This window comes from Streptomyces endophyticus, from assembly GCF_035798155.1.
GTDB lineage: Bacteria > Actinomycetota > Actinomycetes > Streptomycetales > Streptomycetaceae > Streptomyces > Streptomyces endophyticus.
On record NZ_JAOZYC010000123.1, the window covers coordinates 48,327 to 68,808 of the forward strand.

The following is a 20,482-nucleotide window of genomic DNA, read 5'->3' on the forward strand; positions in this document are numbered from 1 at the left end:
GGTTGCGGTCGCGGGGCTCCGCCCCGGACCCCGCTGGCTCTCGTCCCAGAGCGGGGCTTAAATTGCTCACCCGCCCCCGGGGCTCAAAGCCTACGAGTGTCCCAGGTCGTCGTTGGCGTCGCCGGAGGCGGTCGCGCCGACTGAGCCGGCGTCCGGTTCCACGCGGAGCGGGAACGTGTCGACGACCGTTTCGTCGATCACCGGGAGGGGCGGCCTCGGGGCCTTCGGCATGACGGCCGCCTCGGAGTGGCCACCGCAGCCGTACGACAGGGAGACCACACGGCCGTCCGCCGGGGCGAACTCGTTGGCGCAGACGCCGAAGGCCTGGCCGAGCGAGCCGCCGATCTTCGCCAGGAAGCCGCAGGAGACGCAGGTGGCGGGGGCCGCCTGTGCCATGGGGGTCTTCGCCCCGAAGGACTCCTCCCAGCGGTCGGCCGCGACATGCAGCCCGTACCGGGACAGAACCCGCTCGCGGCGCAGGCCCAGTTCCTCGGCGACCGCGGCGATCGAGCCACGGGACGGCGCGACCGGGAGCGCCGACACGGGGCCCTCGGTGATCTCGACGTCCTCGGCCTCGACGAGCTCCGCCATGTCCTCGGACACGGGTGAGTTCGGCGGCGGCGCGTCCTCGCCGGTGTAGCCGGGTTCCAGGCGCAGATCGTCGGACTCGGTCGGCAGCAGATCGCCGGGGCCGAGGTCTCCGGGGCGGAGCCGCTCGCTCCACGGCACCCACTCGGGTGCCAGGAGGGCGTCGGGCCCGGGCAGCAGCACGACCTCGTCGAGCGTGACGTACTTGGCACGGGAGGCGCGGGCCACGGTGGCCGCCCAGCGCCAGCCCCGGTAGCCGAAGTCCTTGCACTCGAAGAGGTGCGTGACGACTCGGTCGCCCTCGACGACCGTCTCCACGTGCTCCCCGACCACCCCCGGTGCGGCAGCCTCCTCGGCCGCGGCCCGGGCGATGTCCACCGCCTCGGCGCACAGGCGGTCCGGGGTGCGGCTTCGCGTTGTCGCTGCGCTCACAGGTATCGCTTCTCTCCTACGCCGTCTCACGAGTGCGCCATCCTGTGTGCGGGAGCGCGGACGGAGCGGACCTGGGGGCCGCGTCGACGTCCGCGCCCGACGTTCCGGGCGCGCCTACGCCATCCATTCTGCGGGATGGCCGAGAGGCGCGCGGCCGAGAACAACCGCCGCGGGCGCGCTACGCACGCTACCTCGTCTGACGCGCTGCGCCCACACCGACGTACGAGGCGCACCTGGCCGGAAAGGCGACCAGCGTGTCCATAACGGCACTAGTACACCCGAACAAGGGGCACCATGACTGCGTGGCTGCCGGTAGGTCGTCGTTCAAGTCGTCTTCGGGTTCGTCGTCGCGCGCGTCGGACACGCCGAGCCCCCTTCGCAGAATCGGCCGCGCTCTGCACCTCCCTTTCACCGGCACCGCACGCGGCATCCGCAAGGCGACGCACGCGCACGGCGCGGGCGAGTCGGGGCTCGGGAAGCTGATCGAGCTGCACGCGGTGAACGGCGCGGGCGACGTCATGATCACGGTCGCCCTCGCCTCCACGGTGTTCTTCTCCGTGCCGACGGACGAGGCGCGCGGCCGGGTCGCCCTGTATCTCGCGATCACCATGGCGCCCTTCACCCTCCTCGCGCCCGTCATCGGGCCGCTGCTCGACCGGCTGCCGCACGGGCGGCGCGCCGCGATGGCCGCGTCGATGCTGGCGCGGGCGCTGCTCGCCCTCGTTCTCGCGGGCGCCGTGGCGGGCGGCGGGCTCCAGCTGTATCCGGCGGCGCTCGGCGTCCTCGTCGCCTCGAAGGCGTACGGAGTGGTGCGCTCGGCGGTCGTGCCACGCCTCCTGCCACCCCGCTTCTCGCTGGTGAAGGCGAACTCGCGGGTCACGCTCGGCGGGCTGCTCGCCACGGGCGCTGCGGCGCCGGTCGGGGCGGGACTCCAGGCGATCGGTCCGCGCTGGCCGCTGTACGGGGCCTTCGTGCTGTACGTGTGCGGGATCTTCCTGTCGTACTCGATGCCGCACAAGGTGGACTCGGCGCGGGGCGAGAGCAAGGCGCTGCTCGCGGCGGACGAGGCGCATCTGCACGGGCCCGCCCGGACCAGGGCGCGCAGGCCGGGCCTGCGGACGGTCGGCCCGGCCGTCACCCACGCTCTCGCCGCGAACGCCACGCTGCGCTGTCTGTCCGGCTTCCTCATCTTCTTCCTGGCGTTCCTGCTGCGCGAGCATCCGCTGACCGGGCAGAGCGCGGCCGTCTCGCTCGCCCTGGTGGGCGTGTCGGCGGGGGCGGGGAACGCGCTGGGCACGGCGGTCGGGGCGTGGCTGAAGGCGCGGGCCCCCGAGGTCATCATCGTGACGGTGCTCGCGGTGGTGCTCGGCGTGGCCGTCCTGTCCGCGGTCTTCTTCAGCACACTCATGATGGCGTGTCTGGGCGCGGTCGCCGGGTTCGCGCAGGCGCTCGCCAAGCTGTCCCTCGACGCGACGATCCAGCGGGACGTCCCGGAGGCGGTGCGTACGTCCGCGTTCGCCCGGTCGGAGACGTTGTTGCAGATGGCGTGGGTGGTGGGCGGGGCGATCGGGATCGCGCTGCCGCTGAACGGGGTGCTCGGGCTGTGTGTCGCGGCGGCCGTCGTGGCGGTGGGCTGGCTCTCCACGGTGCGCGGCCTGCTGTCCTCGGCGCGCCACGCCGGGCCCACCGGTCGGGCACGCGTGGCGTAGGCCGTGTCTTCAAGGCGCAAACGCGACACCCGCTCCCCCACTCGGAGCGGGAGCGGTGGCGCCAGATAGCCTTCCGCCATGACCTCCCAGCGTTTTGTTGCGCGCCACCGCCGCGCCGTTGCCGCAGTCGGTGCCGTCGGCGCCGGGCTCCTCGTCCTCTCCGCCTGCGACAAGCCGACGCCGATGGCCACCGTCACGGTGGACCGCAACTCGGTGAACTCCGAGGCCAGCTGCTACAACGACGGCGACCCGCTGAAGCCGACCGAGTTGCAGGGCTGCCTGAAGGACAAGGACGCCAAGTCCATCAAGGTGGACCCGGACGCCACGGTCCGCTTCGGTGTCGACCCGGAGATCGCCGACAAGGGCTGGACGCTCCTGATGAACGGTCAGCCGCTCACGGACGCCAGCAAGAAGACGTACCGCACGGTTCCCGGCAGCGTCTTCTTCAACCAGCAGTACGGTGCCTCCGGCTCCGCGACGACCGTCACGATCCTGTCGGGCGGCAACTCCAAGGCGTACGGCCTGTGGTCGTTCAAGCTCGAGAAGGACAGCTGACGAATACCGCGGCACATGTACTGATCGCCACCGCCGTCCCGGCCGAACGGGACGCGGTGGCGGGTGCGCTGCACGACCACCCCGCGCTTGATGTCACAGCGGTCGGCGTGGGTCCCGCCGCGGCGGCCGCAGGCACCGCGACCGCGCTCACCAGGGCCGAACTCGCGGGCACCCCGTACACGCTGGTCGTCTCGGCCGGCATCGGCGGCGGCTTCACGGCCGCGCCCGGCGCGGTCCTGGTCGCGGACGCGATCACCGTCGCCGATCTGGGCGCCGAGACCGCCGAGGGCTTCGTCCCCGTCACCGAACTCGGTTTCGGCACCGTCACCCACACGCCCCCGGAGTCCCTCGTAAGGGACCTCGCGTCGGCGGCCTCCGCCACGGTCGGCACCGTGCTCACCGTCTCCACGGTCACCGGCACCGCCGACCGCGCCGCGCTGCTCGCCCAGCGCCACCCCGGCGCCGTGGCCGAGGCGATGGAGGGTTTCGGGGTCGCCGAGGCCGCCGCCGCGCACGGTGTGCCGGTGGCCGAGATACGCGCCGTCTCCAACGCCGTCGGGCCGCGCGACCGCGATGCCTGGCGCATCGGTGACGCGCTCGCCGCGCTGGCCTCCGCCTTCGGGAAGACCGCGCCCGTACTGGAGAGTTGGAAGAACACATGACGGATACGACGGACCCCACCCGCATCGCCTTCTCGCCCTGCCCGAACGACACCTTCGTCTTCGACGCCTGGGCCCACGGCCGCGTCCCCGGCGCCCCCGCGCTCGACGTGACCTTCGCCGACATCGACATCACCAACGGCGTCGCCGAACGCCGCGAGGACGCCTACGAGCTCCTCAAGGTGTCGTACGCGGTCCTGCCGTACGTCCTCGACGACTACGCGCTGCTGCCGTGCGGCGGCGCGCTCGGGCGTGGTTGCGGACCCCTCGTTCTCACCCGCGAGGCGGGCGTGGACCTCTCCGACAAGCGCGTCGCGGTGCCGAGCGAGACCTCCACCGCCTATCTGCTGTTCCGGCTCTGGGCCGCGGACGTCGTGCCCGGTGGCGGCGTCGGCGAGATCGTCGTCATGCCGTTCCACGAGATCATGCCCGCCGTGCGCGACGGCAAGGTCGACGCCGGACTCGTCATCCACGAGGCCCGCTTCACGTACCAGAACTACGGCCTGCACAAGCTCGCCGACATGGGCGAGCACTGGGAGGCCACGACGGGTCTGCCGATCCCGCTCGGCGCGATCATCGCCCGCCGCGACCTCGGCGCCGACAAGCTGCGCTCCTACGCGGACGCCGTGCGCACGTCGGTACGGATGGCCTGGGACGACCCCGAGGCCAGCCGCCCGTACGTCATGGCGCACGCGCAGGAGATGGACCCGGCCGTCGCCGACCAGCACATCGGCCTGTACGTCAACGAGTTCACGGCCGACCTCGGCGAGGACGGCTACGCGGCGATCCGTGGTCTGCTGACCCGGGCCGCCGCGGAGGGCCTGGTCCCGGCGCTCGCGCCGGACGCGCTGTCCTTCCCGTAGCGGCTCAGACGTCCAGCTGGTCCGCCACCGCCCGCAGCAGGCCGGCGATCTTCGCGCCCGCGGCCTTGTCGGGGTAGCGGCCGCGCTCCAGCATCGGTGTGATGTTCTCGAGCAGCGTCGTCAAGTCCTGGACGATCGACGCCAGTTCGTCCGGCTTGCGGCGCTGCGCCGCCGCGACGGAAGGCGTCGGGTCCAGAATCGCGACCGAGAGCGCCTGATCGCCGCGCTGTCCTGCGACCACCCCGAACTCGACCCGCTGGCCGGGCTTGAGGGCGTCCACGCCTGCGGGAAGTACGGAGGAATGCACGAAGACGTCGCCGCCGTCGTCGCGGGAGAGGAAGCCGAAGCCCTTCTCGCTGTTGAACCACTTGACCTTGCCGGTAGGCACGTGAAGTCCTCGTCCTCGTACTAGATGAAAACGCTGGGATACGGGTCTGGATAGCAGGACGGCGGGCCGTGGTCCGACCCGCCGTCACCAAGACTATTGGTCTCGGGCCCGGTGACAAGATGTCGCCTGGGGGTTCGCTCGCTGGTCTGTGCCCGTGGGGGGCTCGTCCCGTGTTTGTCTCTCTGCGCTGGGAACTACCCTGGTGGAGTGCGCGACAAAACCCAAGCCAATTCCGCTTCGGCCGAGACCGGCCCCGGCGACGGCCTCGTGAAAGCCGGCGGCATCGTCTTCATCGTGGGGGCGATCGCCACCCTCGTCACGGTGGCGCCGCTGTTCCTCCACACCGACCCGTTCCCGCCCATTTCCTACGCGGTGTGCATGCTGATGGGCGTCGGGTTCATCGTCGCCGCGGCCGGGGTGCTCCGCGGCGTCGCCGCGCAACGCCGTCAGGCGCGCGCGACGACCTAGGACCTGTCGGTTCCTAGCCCTTGGTGTAACCCTCCAGCCAGGCCGGGAACTCGGTCAGGTCCTTCAGCACCACGTCGGCGCCCGCCTCCCGCAGTTCGGCGGCGTCGCACGGTCCTGTCGTCACGCCCACGGACAGGGCGTTCGCGGTGCGTGCCCCGCGTACGTCGCCGACATGGTCGCCGACGTAGACGCTCGCGCCGTGCTCGCGCAGCGCGTGGCCCTTGCCCTCGGCCCACAGGTCGCCGATGACGGCGTCCGCGTCGATGCCGAGGTGCGCCAGGTGCAGCTTGGCGTTCGGCTCGAACTTGGCGGTGACGACGATCGCCCGGCCGCCCGCCGCGTGCACGGCGGCGATGGTCTCGCGCACGCCCGCCATCGGCAGCGTCGGCTCGATCGCGTATGTGGGATACATCTCACGGTAGCGGTCGGCCATCGCCGGGATCTGCTCCTGAGGGCACCAGTGCGCCAACTCGTCGGTCAGCGGCGGTCCCAGGCGGGAGACGATCAGGTCCGCGTCGATCCGCATCCCGGTCTCCTCGGAGAGCGCGACCCAGGTGGCGCGGATGCCGGGCCGGGAGTCGATCAGCGTCATGTCGAGATCGAAGCCGATGGTGGGGCCGGTGGGCGTGGGGTCTGCGTGAGGGGCCATGGGGATCATTCTGCCTCCCCGGTGACGGCTTCCCCGAAGGCGATCCCAGGGGCACCATGGGCCCCCATGAACCACACCCGCCTCGCGCTCGGTGCCGCCGTCGCCCTCGCGCTCACCCTCTCCGCCTGTAGCTCGGACGACGGCGGGAGCGCCGCCAAGCCCACCGCCAAGGCCTCCGGCAGCCACACGGTCGACACCGCCATGGGCGGCGTCAAGGTCAAGAACCTCCCCGAGCGCGTGGTCGTCCTGAACACCGCGGGGCTCGACTCGGCGATCACGCTCGGCGTGCGGCCCGTGGGGGCCACCCGGGCCGGTACCGACCAGCCCTTCCTCTCGTACCTGCCCGCGGCGAAGACCAAGGGCATCGCCGAGGTCGGCGAGCGCGAAAGCCCCGACCTCAAGAAGATCGCCGGGCTGAAGCCTGACCTGATCATCGGCGACAAGGCCCACGACGGTCGCCGCTACAAACAGCTCGGCGCGATCGCCCCCACCGTCCTCACCGGGTCCGCCGACGCCGCGTGGAAGCGGAACTTCCTCGTGCACGCCGACGCGCTCGGCGAGAAGGCGCGGGCCAAGCAGGTCGCGGCCACGTACAGGAAGCACGTCGCCGCCGTCACCAAGGCAGTCGGCGGGGCGGGCGCGGCGGCGCGGACCGAGGTCAACGTCCTCCGGTTCGTCGCGGGCTCCGACATCCGCATCTCCGGCAGGCGGACCCCCGCGGGCAGGGTCCTGTCCGACGTGGGCCTCGGCCGACCCGCGATCACGCGGCAGGCCAGGGGCGGCCTCTCGTACGACGTGGGGCCCGAGGAGATCGGCAGGGCGGACGCGGACGCCATCTTCACGTCCACGTACGGGAATCCGGGCCTGGCCAAGGTCGCGGAGGCGACCACGAGCGGCCAGTGGCGCGGCATCAGGGCGGTGCGGGACAGCCGGGTCTACAACGTCGCCGACGAACTGTGGGCCCAGGGCGTCGGCTACACGGCGGCCGGCCAGATCCTCTCGGAGCTGGAGTCGGATCTGGCGGTGCGGTGAGGCGAGGGGTGCGGGGGGGGGCGGGTCTACAGCCTGGGTGCGCGGGCCCGCCACACCAGATAGAGCGCCGAGGCGAACGCCGCGCAGCGCAGCACCCACGGCCACGTCTCGTCGAGCGCGCCGCTCAGCCGGCCGTCGGCGATCGGATCGCCCCACCGCCCGTCACCGCGCCCCCACAACCAGACGAGGCCGGAGAGCGCGGCGAGCCCCGGCAGGCCGAACACCGCCCACTTCTTCTGCCCGAGGGTCAGCTGCCGGGACAGATAGATGACGGCCCAGCCGATCAGCAGCACAAGGATGTTGCCGAGTACGGCGCCGACGACCAGGGCGAGGGCGGCGAGCAGCAGGAAGGGCTGGTTGAAGGAGCGGCCGAAGGAGGCGCGGGGGACGCGGTCGGCCGCGCGGCGGGGCCGGAAGAGACGGCGGACCCGGGCGCCGGACTCCGCGTCCTCGACGTCGTCGTCCTCCTCGTCCTCCTCCTCTTCGTACTCGTCCTCGGCCCTGGCCGGTTCGGGGATCGGGCGCTTACGGAGGTCGGGGCCGCGGCCCGCTCCCGGCGGCTTGAGTATGTCCGGGATCTCTATGCCTCCGACGAACCCCGGCACGTCCTCGACCTCGGTGCCCGGTATGCCGCCCCCGGCGCGCCACCAGTCGGCGGTCTCGATCGTGCCCAGCTCGTCGGTGCCCGCGAGGTGCACGGGCATCGGTCCTTCGTCCGCGGCCACGGGCGGCTCGTCCGGCGCCGCCTTGCGGCGTGTGCGGGGTGCGCGGGGTGCGCGGGACTTCGGCACGATCCGGCCGAGGGTGCCCCTGGCCTGCTCGGGCTCGTCGCCCGCGTCGCCGAAGTCGTAGGTGCCGTCGCCGTCCTTCGCACCGGCGACGATCTGGTCCGGCGTGCCGATCCGGCCGATCAGCCTGCGCACGGCGGCCGGGCTCTCGGCGCCGGCCGACGCGCGGCGCCGGTCGATCTCGGTGCGCAGGTCCGCGACGAGGCGCATGCGGGTGGACGACGGCAGTTGGCGCGACTGGGCCAGGTCTCCGACCTTGCTCAGGTAGTCGAAGACGATCTGATCACTCTCGATCCCCACGAAGTCCCCTCCGGGGTGGCGCTGTTGACTTGTCGACGGTATCGCGAATGCTCGTGGTCGACCGTCCCCCGGTCACGGGGCTCTGCCCCGGACCCCGCGCCTCAATCGCCGGCGGGGCTTGAAATATCAAGCCCCTGCGGCGATTGAGCAGCGGGGTCCGGGGCGGAGCCCCGTGGGCGTAACGGCCGTGCTGCGCGTCGGGGCCGCTAACGTGGGTGGATGAGCGACGAGCAGACGACCGCCGCAGCACCCCGCTCCCTCGCGGAAGCGCTCCGCGCGCGCGACGACGGGTCCCTCGCGGCGCTCCTGCGCGCCCGCCCCGATCTGCTCGGCCCCGTGCCGAACGACATGACGCAGCTCGCCACCCGCGCCGGCACCCGCGCCTCGGTGATCCGCGCCCTCGAACGCCTCGACCGGTACACGCAGCAGGTGGCGCAGGCCCTCGCGGTGGCCCCCGACCCGACGACGTACGAAACGCTGGAGACCCTCCTCCCCGGCGAGGATTCCGCCGCCGCGCTCCCCCGCGCCGTCGCCACGCTGCGCGGCCAGGCCCTCATCTGGGGCGCCGACGACGACCAGCTGCGCCTCGTCCGCACCGCCCGCGAACTGCTCGCGCCCACCCCCCAGCACCCGTCCCCGACCGGCCTCGGCCCGACCGTCGCCGAGGTCACGTCCGGGATGTCGCCGGGACGTGTGCAGGAGATCGTCGCGGCGGCGGGCCTGCCGTCGACGCACGACCCGGTGTCGGCCGTGGCCGCGCTCACCGCCCTCTTCACCGACCCGACCCGTATGTCGGCGCTGCTCGACGAGGCGCCGACCGAGTCCATCGACGTGCTGAACCGGCTGGTCTGGGGCCCGCCGTACGGCCAGGTCACGGCCCAACCGGCGGCGCACCTGCGGTGGTTGCTCGACCGCGGCCTGCTCGTGCCGACGAACCCCGGCACCGTGGTGCTGCCGCGCGAGACGGCGCTGCATCTGCGCGGCGGCCGCGCCCACCGCGTACTCGAACCGCTCGCGCCACCCCTGCGGGAGAAGGCGGCGCACCGTCCACAGGTTGTGGACGCGGCGGCGGCCGCCGAGGCGTACACGGCGGTGTCGACCGTCGAGGAGCTGCTGAAGGACTGGGACGAGGGCGGGCCCGCCGTGCTCCGCGCGGGCGGCCTCAGCGTCCGCGACCTCAAGCGCACCGCCGTCGCCCTCGACACCACCGAGCAGACCGCCGCCTTCTGGGTCGAACTCGCCTACGCGGCAGGCCTGTTGGCCCCCGACGGCGAGGCCGACGAGCGCTACGCCGCGACCCCCGCGTACGACGAGTGGGTGCTGCTGCCGCCCGCCGAGCGCTGGGAGCGGCTCGCCGCGGCGTGGCTGCCCGCGACCCGCACCGCGGGCCTGGTCGGCGGCCGTGACAGCAAGGACAGAACGCTGTCCGCCCTCGGCCCGCACCTGGACCGTTCCGCGGCTCCCGAGGTACGGGGCCGGGTCCTCGCCCTGCTGCTCGACGAGCTGCCGGAGGGCGCCTCCCCCGAGCCCGACTCCGTGACCGAACGCCTCACCTGGGAGCGCCCGTCCCCGGCCGCCCTCGACCTGCGCACCCGCCTCGCCCAGTGGACGCTCGCCGAGGCCGAGCTGCTCGGCGTCACCGGCCGCGGCGCCCTCTCGGCACACGGCAGGGCGCTGCTCCGGGCCGCGGACGACGAGCACGCCGCCCCGCACCCCCTCACCCCCGCCGAAGCGGCCCTCACCGCGGCCCGCGCCGCGAAGCTCCTCGCACCGCTGCTCCCCGAACCGCTGGACCACGTCCTGCTCCAGGCCGACCTCACGGCGGTCGCGCCGGGCCCCCTGGAGCGCCCGCTCGCGGACGCCCTCTCCGTCATCGCGGACGTCGAGTCGAAGGGCGGCGCGACGGTCTACCGCTTCACGCCGGGCTCCGTGCGCCGCGCGCTCGACGCCGGCCGCACGGCATCCGACCTCCAGACCTTCCTCACCCAGCACTCCCGTACGCCCGTCCCGCAGCCCCTCGCCTACCTCATCGACGACGTCGCCCGCCGCCACGGCCATCTGCGGATCGGCGCGGCCTCCGCGTACGTGCGCTGCGACGACGACGCCGTGCTCGGCGAGATCCTGGCGGACCGGCGGTCCGTGCCGCTGCGCCTGCGCCGCCTGGCGCCGACCGTCCTCGCGGCCCAGGCCGACCCCGGCACGCTCCTCGAAGGCCTGCGCTCCATGGGCTTCGCCCCGGCCGCCGAGACCCCCGAGGGCGACGTCCTGATCGCCCGCGCACACGCCCACCGCACGCCGCCCCGCACCGCGCCCGACCCGGTCCCCGACGGCCCGCCGCTGCCCGACGACACCCTCATCGAAGCGGCGCTGCGGGCGATCCGCGCGGGCGACGCCGCCTCCACCGCACCGCGCAAGCAGGCCCCCGCCCACCCCGGCAACGGCGAGCTGCCGCGCACCGGCTCCGCCGAGACCCTCGCCACGATGCAGGCCGCGGTCCTCACCGGCGAGGCCCTCTGGATCGGCTACGTCAACGCGGAGGGCGCCGCGAGCCAGCGCGTCATCGCCCCCGTCCGCGTAGAGGGCGGCTTCGTCACGGCCTACGACCACACGGCCGACGAGGTCCGCACCTATCCGCTGCACCGGGTGACGGGGGTGGCGGAGCTCTCCGAGCAGTGACGCCACCCGCCCGCCGGGATGCGGCACACTGGACGTTTGGCCCGTGCGGAAGGAAGTGCGTACGTGAACGGTCCACTCATCGTCCAGAGCGACAAGACCCTGCTCCTCGAGGTCGACCACGAGAAGGCCGACGCCTGCCGCCGGGCCATCGCCTCGTTCGCCGAGCTGGAGCGGGCTCCCGAGCACATCCACACCTACCGGGTGACGCCGCTCGGGCTGTGGAACGCGCGGGCCGCCGGGCACGACGCGGAACAGGTCGTGGACGCGCTGGTGGAGTTCAGCCGGTACCCCGTGCCGCACGCGCTGCTCGTCGACATCGCCGAGACGATGGACCGCTACGGGCGGCTCACGCTGAGCAAGCACCCGGCGCACGGTCTGGTGCTCACGAGCACCGACCGGCCGGTCCTGGAGGAGATCCTCCGCTCGAAGCGGATCCAGCCGCTGGTCGGCGCCCGCCTCGACGCCGACACCGTCGCCGTGCACCCCTCCGAGCGCGGGCAGATCAAGCAGACGCTGCTGAAGCTGGGCTGGCCGGCCGAGGACCTCGCCGGGTACGTGGACGGCGAGGCGCACGAGATCGCGCTCGACGAGACCGAGTGGTCCCTGCGCCCGTACCAGAAGCAGGCCGTGGAGAACTTCTGGCACGGCGGGTCCGGTGTCGTCGTGCTCCCCTGCGGCGCCGGTAAGACGCTCGTCGGCGCCGGGGCCATGGCCGAGGCCAAGGCGACCACGCTGATCCTCGTCACGAACACCGTCTCGGCCCGCCAGTGGAAGCACGAGCTGATCAGGCGGACGTCGCTGACCGAGGAGGAGATCGGCGAGTACAGCGGTACGAAGAAGGAGATCCGCCCGGTCACCATCGCCACGTACCAGGTCCTGACGACGAAGCGGAAGGGTGTGTACCCGCACCTGGAGCTGTTCGACTCCCGCGACTGGGGCCTCGTCGTCTACGACGAGGTGCACCTGCTGCCCGCGCCGGTCTTCAAGTTCACCGCCGACCTCCAGGCCCGCCGCCGCCTCGGCCTCACCGCCACCCTCGTACGCGAGGACGGGCGCGAGTCCGACGTGTTCTCGCTGATCGGCCCCAAGCGGTTCGACGCTCCGTGGAAGGAGATCGAGGCGCAGGGCTACATCGCGCCCGCCGACTGCGTCGAGGTCCGCGTGAACCTGACGGACTCCGAGCGGCTCGCCTACGCCACCGCCGAGCCCGAGGAGAAGTACCGGTTCTGCGCGACGACGGCGACGAAGCAGAAGGTGACGGAGGCGCTGGTCCGCAAGCACACGGGTGAGCAGACGCTCGTCATCGGCCAGTACATCGACCAGCTCGACGAGCTGGGCGAGCACCTGGACGTGCCGGTCATCAAGGGCGAGACGACGAACGCGGTGCGCGAGAAGCTCTTCGAGGCGTTCCGGCAGGGCGAGATCAACGTCCTGGTCGTCTCCAAGGTCGCGAACTTCTCCATCGACCTGCCGGAGGCGACGGTCGCGATCCAGGTGTCCGGCACGTTCGGCTCGCGCCAGGAGGAGGCCCAGCGGCTCGGCCGGGTGCTGCGTCCGAAGGCGGACGGCCATGAGGCGCGCTTCTACTCGGTCGTCGCCCGCGACACCATCGACCAGGACTTCGCGGCTCACCGGCAGCGATTCTTGGCGGAACAGGGGTATGCCTACCGGATCGTCGACGCGGACGAACTCCTGGCGGAGAGCTGACCCGTCGTCCTACCGGGTACCGGCGCCCCACGCCACGGGGCTCCGCCCCGGACCCCACTGCTCAATCGCCGCAGAGGCTTGAAATACCACGGCGCAGCCGAGTAGGGCGTACGGGGAGGACAGGGGTTGTTGCCACCAGGTGAGGTGGAGGTCCAGGTTTCCCTGGTGCGGCAGCAGCCACATGGTGCGGGCCGTGAAGAGGGCCGCGAGCACCCACGCCGTACGACGCCGCCCCTCGGCCCACACCACCGCGATCAGCGGCACGCACCACACCCAGTGGTGCGACCAGCTGATGGGCGAGACGAGCAGCGCGGTGAACGCCGTGAGCACCACCCCGTGTGACTCGCGGCGCGCCCACCGCACGGCCGCGTACAGCCCCACCACCGCGACGAGCCCGGCCGGCACGGCCCACAGCAACCCCGGTTCGGCGGTGTGCAGCACCCGCGCGACCAGCCCCTGCAAGGACTGGTTGTCGACGATCCACGCCTTGCCGACCCGCCCCGTCTCGTAGAGCCGCCGCGTCCAGAACTCCCCACTGGCGTACGGCAGGACGAACGCTCCCACCACGACGGTGCCGGCGAACCCGGCCACCGCGTGTGCCGCCTCCCGCCGCCTCCCCGCCAGGAACAGGTACACGATGAAGACGGCGGGCGTGAGCTTGATGCCGGTCGCGATGCCGAGCGCGATGCCCTTGCCGGGCGCGCCGGGCGGCCGCGTCAGATCCCACAGGATCAGGCACGCCAGCGCGAGGTTGATCTGCCCGAACAGCACCGTCTGGAAGACCGGTTCGAGCCACAGCGCGAGCGCGGCGACCGCGCACACCGCCGCCCCCGACACCCGCAGCCCCGCGAGCCGGCAGGACAGCCGTACCAGCACCACGACCAGCGCGATGTTGCCGAGCAGGAAGACGGCCTTGAGCACGGTCAGCGGAACCCACGCCGTCGGCACGAAGAGCAGCGCCGCGAACGGCGGGTAAGTGGCGGGGAGTTGCCAGTCGGTGACCGTGAACCCGTACAGATCGCCACCCCCGGCGAGCACGGCGGCCCCCTCGGCCCGATAGACGAGAACGTCCGCCATGGGGGCGGACTGGAGGACGCAGAGAGCAAGGAACGCGGCTACGGAGACGACGAGAAGCAGGAAGCTACGGGCGGTCACGACACGTGACGCTACGTCAGTCACCCGCGCGACCGCGCCATTCACCCCTCTGTGGCGAGCGGGCCCATCAAGCCCCTGCCACGGGTGAGCCATTCAAGCCCCTGCGGCGATTGAGCAGCGGGGTCCGGGGCAGAGCCCCGGGACCGCAACCCCGTTGCCGCGCACACGCTAGAAACTCCCCCGGAACCGCCGCAGCCGCAGACTGTTCCCGACCACGAACACCGACGAAAAGGCCATCGCCGCCCCCGCGATCATCGGATTCAACAACCCCGCCGCGGCAAGCGGCAACGCCGCCACGTTGTACGCGAAGGCCCAGAACAGGTTGCTCTTGATCGTGCCCAACGTCCGCCGCGAGAGCCGAATCGCATCGACCGCCGCCCGCAGATCCCCCCGTACGAGCGTGAGGTCCCCCGCCTCGATCGCCGCATCCGTCCCCGTGCCCATCGCGAGCCCGAGGTCGGCCTGCGCGAGCGCCGCCGCGTCGTTGACGCCGTCGCCGACCATGGCCACCGAACGCCCCTCGCCCTGAAGGCGCTTGACGACGTCGACCTTGTCCTGCGGAAGCACCTCCGCGATGACGTCCGCCGGATCCGTGATGCCGACCTCCGCCGCCACGGAACGGGCCACCGCCTCGTTGTCCCCGGTCAGCAGCACCGGCCGAAGCCCGAGCCCCCGCAGCCGCCGGACGGCCTCCGCGCTGGTCTCCTTCACCGCGTCGGCGACCTCCAGGACCGCGCGCGCCTCACCGTCCCAGGCCACGGCGATCGCCGTACGCCCGGCCGCCTCGGCCTCGGCCTTCGCCTTGGCGAGCGCCTCCGGGAGGTGGATCTCCCACTCCTTCAGCAACTGCTCGCGCCCGACCAGCACCGCGTGCCTGTCCACGACCCCCTGGACGCCGAGCCCGGCGACGTTCACGAAGTCCTCCGGCGTCGGCAGCGTGCCGACCTCGGCCGCCGCGCCCGCCGCCACGGCCTGCGCGATCGGGTGCTCGGACGCGTGCTCCAACGCCCCGGCGAGGCGCAGCACTTCGGCCCGCTCGACGCCCTCGGCGGTGTGCGCGCCGAGCAGCGTCATACGTCCGGTGGTGACGGTTCCGGTCTTGTCGAGGACGATCGTGTCGACGGCCCGGGTCGACTCCAGGACCTCCGGGCCCTTGATCAGGATGCCGAGCTGGGCGCCGCGCCCCGTGCCGACCATGAGGGCGGTGGGCGTCGCGAGCCCGAGGGCGCACGGGCAGGCGATGATCAGTACGGCGACGGCGGCGGTGAAGGCCGCGGTCCAGCCGGCGCCGTTGCCCAGCCAGAAGCCGAGGGTGGCGACGGCGAGGGCGATGACGACCGGGACGAAGACCCCGGAAATGCGGTCCGCGAGCCGCTGGGCGGCGGCCTTGCCGTTCTGCGCGTCCTCGACGAGCCTCGCCATCCGGGAGAGCTGGGTGTCGGAGCCGACCCGGGTGGTCTCGACGACGAGGCGTCCGCCGACGTTGAGCGTGGCTCCGGTGACGGCGTCGCCGACCGCGACCTCGACCGGTACGGACTCGCCGGTGAGCATGGAGGCGTCCACGGCGGAGGAGCCATCGACGACGGTGCCGTCGGTGGCGATCTTCTCGCCGGGCCGGACGAGGAACCGGTCGCCGACCTTCAACTCCGCCACGGGGATGGTCATTTCGTGGCCGCCGTCATGGAGGACGGTGACGTCCTTCGCGCCGAGTTCGAGCAGCGCCCTGAGCGCGGCGCCCGCCTTCCGCTTGGAGCGGGCCTCGAAGTAGCGGCCCGCGAGGATGAAGGCGGTGACGCCCGCGGCGGCCTCCAGATAGATGTTCCCCGCGCCGTCGCCGCGCCCGATCGTCAGCTCGAAGGGGTGTGTCATTCCGGGCTCACCGGCCGTGCCGAAGAACAGGGCCCACAGCGACCACAGGAACGCGGCCGATGTGCCCAGTGAGATCAGCGTGTCCATGGTCGCGGCGCCGTGCCGCGCGTTCGTGAACGCCGCCTTGTGGAAGGGCCAGGCCGCGTAGACCACGACGGGCGCGGTCAGCGTCAGGGACAGCCACTGCCAGTACTCGAACTGGAGGGCCGGGATCATGGCCATCGCGATGACGGGCGCGGCGAGCAGCACCGCGGTGATCAGGCGCTGGCGCAGCGGGCGGAGCTCGTCGGCGGCGGCCTCGGGGGCCTGTTCGCCGGCGACCGCGGGGGGCGTGGGCTCCTGCGCCGAGTAGCCGGTGGCCTCGACCGTCGCGATGAGGTCGGCGACCTCGACGCCGTCCGCGAAGCTGACCTTCGCCTTCTCGGTGGCGTAGTTGACGGTCGCCTCGACGCCGTCCATCCGGTTGAGCTTCTTCTCGACACGCGCGGCGCACGACGCGCAGGTCATGCCGCCAATGGCGAGTTCCACCTGCGCTGGCGGGGCGACGGTGTGCGCCGACATGATGCCTCCTTCGGTCATGGTACCCGGGTCGGGTACCCGTGATCTGATCCATTTATACCCCTAGGGGGTATCGTAAGCAAGGCGGTCTCCGGCTTGACTTCATACCCCCCAGGGGTATCTTCATGACTACAGCACAGCGCCCGAAAGCGCAGCATCCGAAACCGCCCTCACGGGCCTCGTCCGAGGAGCCCACCATGCAGACCGGCCTCAAGATCGCCGCCTTCGCCGCGGCAGCAGCCGCCACCTTCGGCACCGCGTACGGGGTGGGAAGCGCGGCGGACCCGGTCGTCGCCGAGAAGCGGCCGGCCGCGCACGACGAGCACGGCTCCACCGAGAAGGACGCGGAGCCGGAGCACGGTGGCCACGCCGAGGCGGGCGCCGCGGCCGATGTCACCCCCGGCGGGCTCCAGGTCTCCGAGCGCGGCTACACGCTCGACCTGGAACGGGACCGCCTCCCCGACCGGACGGGCGAGCTGCGCTTCACCATCCGCAAGGACGGCGGGCACGGCGCCGGAAAGCCCGTGACCTCGTACAAGAAGGAGCACGGCAAGGAGCTGCATTTGATCGTCGCCTCGCGCGATCTGACCGCGTACCGCCATCTGCACCCGGTGCGGGCCGCCGACGGAACCTGGTCGACGCCGGTCTCGCTCCCCAAGGCGGGCGACTATCGCGTGTTCGCCGACTTCACGCCGCGTGGCGAGGAGAAGGGCCTCACCCTCGGCGCCGGCCTCGGCGTCGCGGGGACGTACAAGCCCGAACCGCTGCCGGAGCACTCCACGACGGCGCGCGTCGCGGACGGCTACGAGGTCCGGGTGGACGGCGAGCTGAAGGCGGGCGCCGCGAGCGAGCTCGCGCTCAGCGTCAGCAAGGACGGCAGGCCCGTCACCGACCTGGAGCCCTACCTCGGCGCCTACGGGCATCTGGTCGCGCTGCGCTCGGGTGACCTGGCCTACCTGCACGTCCACCCGCACGAGGGCAGGCCGGGCCCGAAGGTCGCCTTCACCGCGACCGCTCCCAGCGCGGGAACGTACCGGCTCTTCCTCGATTTCAAGCACGACGGCGAGGTGCGGACAGCTGCGTTCACGGTGCACGCGGCGTAGGCTGAGCGGGACATTGGACTAGACCTGTCTCCGGTGCCCCGGGCAGGCCGTCGCGACGGGAGCCTCATGAGCAAGCGAGCAGTCCTGGAGGTGATCGCCCTCGACGCCGAGGACGCGATCGCCGCCCAGGCCGGGGGTGCGGACCGCCTGGAGCTGGTCACCGACATGGCCGCGGACGGGCTGACACCGTCGGTGGAGACGTTCACCGCGGTCCGCGCCGCCGTGGACATCCGGCTGCGCGTGATGCTGCGGCTCGCGGACGGATTCGCCGCCGGGGACGTGTCCGCCCTGGTGGAGCGGGCCCGGGAGCTGCGGGCCGCGGGCGCGGACGAGTTCGTGCTCGGGTTCCTGGACGAGCACGGGGGGCCGGATCTCACGGCCGTCGAGCGGCTCGTGGCCGAGCTTGACGGCTGCCGCTGGACGTTCCACCGGGCCATCGACCGGGCCGCCGACCGCGATGCGCTCCGCAAGCAGCTCGCCGATCTGCCGGGGCTCGACACGTACCTCACCGCCGGTTCGGCGGACGGGGTGGACGCGGGGCTCGACGTCCTGCTCGCGGAGGCGGCGCGGTCCGCCTCCGGCGAGCCCGGGTACGAGCAGCAGGTCCTGGTGGGCGGGGGGCTCCGCCTTGACCATGTGGCGGGGTTGCGGGCGGCGGGGGTCTCGGGCTTCCACATCGGCGGGGCGAGTCGTCCCGCGGGGTGGGCGGCGCCGGTTTCCGCGGATGCGGTGCGGGTGTGGCGGGAGGCGTTGGACGGGTAGTCCGTTTGGCCCTGGCTCCCCGTCCCTACGCCACGGGGCTCCGCCCCGGACCCCGCTGCTCAATCGCCGCAGGGGCTTGATTTGCCCACCCGCCGCCTGGGGCAAATCGGGTGGCGGTCACCCCGGCTAGGTCAACTGCGTTGGCAGCGGGGCCGTGTGGGTTACCAGGAGGCCCGATACCGCGCGGGTCAGCGAGACGTACAGGCGCCGCAAGCCCGTCCGCTCGTCCGGTTCCCCGTCGACCACGGCGGCCGGCTCGTCCAGGACCACGTAGTCGTACTCAAGGCCCTTGGCGAGCGACGCCGGGACCAGCGTCAGGCGCGCCTCGGCGGTCGTCTCCTCGCCCGGGGCGAGATACGCCAACCCGGCCTCCGCCAGCGCCGCGCCGAGCGCCTCGCACCGCGCGTCCGCCGCGATGAGCCCGACCGAGCCCTCGTTCCGCAGCGCCTCGACGCACGCCGCCACCACGTCCCCGGCCCCGGCCACCGGCCGCACCTCGACCGCCCCCGGGTTCTCCCGCACCGACTCCACCGGCGTGAGCCCCGGCGCGATGTCCGGCAGCAGCAGGGACGCGTACGTGATGACGTCCGTCGGCACACGGAAGCCCGCCGTCAGCTCCTCCACCACCGCGTCCGCCTTGCCGAGGTGGTGCAGCGCCTCGTCCCAACTCCGCGTCGACCACGGCGTCGTACCCTGCGCGAGGTCCCCGAGGACGGTCACCGAACCGGTCGTGGCGCGCCGTCCCACGGCGCGGTACTGCATGGGCGACAGGTCCTGCGCCTCGTCGAGCACCACATGGCCCAGCGAGTGCGTCCGCTCGATCAGATCGAGCGCCTCGTCGATCAACACGGCGTCCGCGGCGGCCCACTTGACGCTTTTCACGCTCCGCGCCGGCTTCGCCCACAGCACGGTCTTCTGCTCCTCGTCGTCGAGCAGCCCCTCCGCGTGCTCGGCCAGGAAGTCGCCGTCCGACAGCAGCCGCAGCACCAGCTTCGCCGGGTCGACGGCCGGCCAGACCTCCTTGACCACGGCCTTCACTGCGGCATTGCGCGCCACCGCGTTCTGCACCCGGTCGTCCGGCGCCTCGCCCGCGCGCTCCATCTGGACGAGCACGGCGTGCGCGATCCGCTGCGGCAGGGCCTCGCGCGCGGCCCCGTACCGCATGTCGCGTGCCATCAACTCCCGTACGATCTCCTCCAGTTCGTACGACGGAACCCGCCAGCGGCGCGAGCCCCGCACCACCACGACCCCTTCGCCGGGCAGCGTGATGTGCGAGCGCAGGGCACGCCGCAGCACCTCGGCCATCCGCGCGTCGCCCTTCACCAGGGCGGCGGCGGGGTCGTCGACGCCCCGCACCTCCACATGCGCGACGAGGTCGTCCACCGTCGCCTGCTTGACCTCCAGCTCGCCCAGCGCGGGCAGGACCTGCTCGATGTAGTGGAGGAAGGACGCGTTCGGCCCGATGACCAGCGTCCCGGTACGGGCGAGGCGCTCCCGGTGCGCGTACAGCAGATACGCGACTCGGTGCAGGCCGACGGCCGTCTTCCCGGTCCCTGGGCCGCCCTGCACGCACACGGACCCGGCGAGCCCGCTCCTGACGATCTCGTCCTGCTCCGGCTGAATGGTGGCAACGATGTCGCGCATCGGGCCGACACGGGGCCGCTCGATCTCCTGCTGGAGCAGCTTGCTGGTCTGCTCCGCCTCCGTCGGGTCGGTGAGGTGCTCGTCCTCGTACGCGGTGAGGTCGCCGCCCGTGTAACCGAAACGGCGGCGCAGCGCGACGTCCATCGGGTTCTTCTTGGAGGCCCGGTAGAACGGCTGGGACACGGGCGCACGCCAGTCGATCACCATCGGGTCGCCCTCGACGTCGTGCACGTGCCGCCGGCCGATGTAGAACTTCTCGCCCTCGGCCCCCTCGGCGACGTCCGCGCCCGGTGCGTGCAGATAGTCGAGGCGCCCGAAGAACAGCGGGGTGTGGCTGAGGTCGGCGAGCGCCTTGATCCGCTCGTCGATCTGGTGCTGCAGCACCTCGGCGTTCACCCAGTTCGCGGTGACGTCGCGGATGTCGAGCGCCTCCGCGTCCTCACGCATCGCGCGCAGGGCGGAACGGGACGAGACCAGGTGCGTGCGCTCGCGCTCGAGCGGTGAGGTCGAGGGCGCGGACGACGGCGGTGACGTGCTCACGGGGTTCTGCCTCCGGATCCAGGTACGCGTGTACAAC

The 20,482-nt window shown here is 72.6% G+C and carries 17 protein-coding genes; 10 read left to right on the forward strand and 7 right to left on the reverse strand.

What is annotated here, in order from left to right; genetic code table 11:
* Positions 1–90: 90 nt before the first annotated feature.
* Positions 91–1,020 (reverse strand): DUF3027 domain-containing protein, encoded by a 930-nt coding sequence (locus OKJ99_RS20165; RefSeq protein ID WP_326018243.1) that lies wholly within the window; start codon positions 1,018–1,020, stop codon positions 91–93.
* Between the two features lie 302 nt (positions 1,021–1,322).
* On the opposite strand from OKJ99_RS20165, the gene OKJ99_RS20170 reads away from it, so the two are divergent.
* The 4 genes from OKJ99_RS20170 (at position 1,323) to OKJ99_RS20185 (ending at position 4,806) form a co-directional block, all read left to right on the forward strand.
* Entirely contained in the window at positions 1,323–2,729 is a 1,407-nt protein-coding gene (locus tag OKJ99_RS20170; protein WP_407700728.1) for an MFS transporter, read from the forward strand.
* 78 nt (positions 2,730–2,807) lie between these two features.
* Positions 2,808–3,284: a DUF2771 domain-containing protein gene (locus OKJ99_RS20175; protein WP_326018245.1), complete on the forward strand. Its 477-nt coding sequence runs from the start codon at positions 2,808–2,810 to the stop codon at positions 3,282–3,284.
* The gene (locus tag OKJ99_RS20180) at positions 3,254–3,946 is read left to right on the forward strand and encodes a futalosine hydrolase (RefSeq protein ID WP_326018247.1); all 693 of its coding nucleotides are present in this window, start codon (positions 3,254–3,256) and stop codon (positions 3,944–3,946) included. The genes OKJ99_RS20175 and OKJ99_RS20180 overlap by 31 nt, the downstream gene beginning before the upstream one ends.
* Positions 3,943–4,806, forward strand: coding sequence for a 1,4-dihydroxy-6-naphthoate synthase (locus tag OKJ99_RS20185; RefSeq protein ID WP_326018249.1), 864 nt, complete (start codon positions 3,943–3,945; stop codon positions 4,804–4,806). The genes OKJ99_RS20180 and OKJ99_RS20185 overlap by 4 nt, the downstream gene beginning before the upstream one ends.
* Positions 4,807–4,810: 4 nt before the next feature.
* Here the strand turns inward: OKJ99_RS20185 and OKJ99_RS20190 are convergent, their stop codons facing one another.
* A complete protein-coding gene (locus OKJ99_RS20190) occupies positions 4,811–5,194 on the reverse strand; it encodes a cold-shock protein (RefSeq protein ID WP_326018251.1) in 384 nt (127 codons plus the stop codon).
* Between the two features lie 207 nt (positions 5,195–5,401).
* On the opposite strand from OKJ99_RS20190, the gene OKJ99_RS20195 reads away from it, so the two are divergent.
* Positions 5,402–5,662: a hypothetical protein gene (locus OKJ99_RS20195; protein WP_326018252.1), complete on the forward strand. Its 261-nt coding sequence runs from the start codon at positions 5,402–5,404 to the stop codon at positions 5,660–5,662.
* Between the two features lie 13 nt (positions 5,663–5,675).
* On the opposite strand, the gene OKJ99_RS20200 is transcribed toward OKJ99_RS20195, so the two are convergent.
* Entirely contained in the window at positions 5,676–6,311 is a 636-nt protein-coding gene (locus OKJ99_RS20200; protein ID WP_326018255.1) for an HAD family hydrolase, read from the reverse strand.
* A gap of 66 nt (positions 6,312–6,377) precedes the next feature.
* Between OKJ99_RS20200 and OKJ99_RS20205 the strand changes: the two genes are divergently transcribed.
* Positions 6,378–7,343, forward strand: coding sequence for an iron-siderophore ABC transporter substrate-binding protein (locus OKJ99_RS20205; RefSeq protein ID WP_326018256.1), 966 nt, complete (start codon positions 6,378–6,380; stop codon positions 7,341–7,343).
* A 26-nt stretch (positions 7,344–7,369) separates the two neighbouring features.
* Here OKJ99_RS20205 and OKJ99_RS20210 read toward each other — a convergent pair whose 3' ends face one another.
* Positions 7,370–8,431 (reverse strand): hypothetical protein, encoded by a 1,062-nt coding sequence (locus OKJ99_RS20210; protein WP_326018258.1) that lies wholly within the window; start codon positions 8,429–8,431, stop codon positions 7,370–7,372.
* Positions 8,432–8,650: 219 nt separating this feature from the next.
* Between OKJ99_RS20210 and OKJ99_RS20215 the strand changes: the two genes are divergently transcribed.
* Together OKJ99_RS20215 and OKJ99_RS20220 are read left to right on the forward strand one after the other, a co-directional pair.
* Positions 8,651–11,107, forward strand: a complete 2,457-nt coding sequence (locus OKJ99_RS20215; RefSeq protein WP_326018260.1) for a helicase C-terminal domain-containing protein — start codon at positions 8,651–8,653, stop codon at positions 11,105–11,107.
* Positions 11,108–11,170: 63 nt separating this feature from the next.
* Positions 11,171–12,814 (forward strand): DNA repair helicase XPB, encoded by a 1,644-nt coding sequence (locus tag OKJ99_RS20220; protein WP_326018261.1) that lies wholly within the window; start codon positions 11,171–11,173, stop codon positions 12,812–12,814.
* 9 nt (positions 12,815–12,823) lie between these two features.
* On the opposite strand, the gene OKJ99_RS20225 is transcribed toward OKJ99_RS20220, so the two are convergent.
* Positions 12,824–13,891 carry a glycosyltransferase 87 family protein gene (locus tag OKJ99_RS20225; RefSeq protein ID WP_326018321.1) on the reverse strand — a complete coding sequence of 356 codons (1,068 nt, stop codon included), beginning with the start codon at positions 13,889–13,891 and terminating at the stop codon, positions 12,824–12,826.
* A gap of 246 nt (positions 13,892–14,137) precedes the next feature.
* Positions 14,138–16,399 carry a heavy metal translocating P-type ATPase gene (locus OKJ99_RS20230; RefSeq protein WP_326018262.1) on the reverse strand — a complete coding sequence of 754 codons (2,262 nt, stop codon included), beginning with the start codon at positions 16,397–16,399 and terminating at the stop codon, positions 14,138–14,140.
* 194 nt (positions 16,400–16,593) lie between these two features.
* On the opposite strand from OKJ99_RS20230, the gene OKJ99_RS20235 reads away from it, so the two are divergent.
* Together OKJ99_RS20235 and OKJ99_RS20240 are read left to right on the forward strand one after the other, a co-directional pair.
* Positions 16,594–17,499 carry a hypothetical protein gene (locus OKJ99_RS20235; RefSeq protein WP_326018264.1) on the forward strand — a complete coding sequence of 302 codons (906 nt, stop codon included), beginning with the start codon at positions 16,594–16,596 and terminating at the stop codon, positions 17,497–17,499.
* A 66-nt stretch (positions 17,500–17,565) separates the two neighbouring features.
* Positions 17,566–18,261, forward strand: a complete 696-nt coding sequence (locus OKJ99_RS20240; RefSeq protein WP_326018265.1) for a copper homeostasis protein CutC — start codon at positions 17,566–17,568, stop codon at positions 18,259–18,261.
* Between the two features lie 126 nt (positions 18,262–18,387).
* Here the strand turns inward: OKJ99_RS20240 and OKJ99_RS20245 are convergent, their stop codons facing one another.
* Complete coding sequence (locus OKJ99_RS20245) at positions 18,388–20,352, reverse strand: HelD family protein (protein WP_326018323.1); 1,965 nt, start codon at positions 20,350–20,352, stop codon at positions 18,388–18,390.
* Positions 20,353–20,482: the final 130 nt, after the last annotated feature.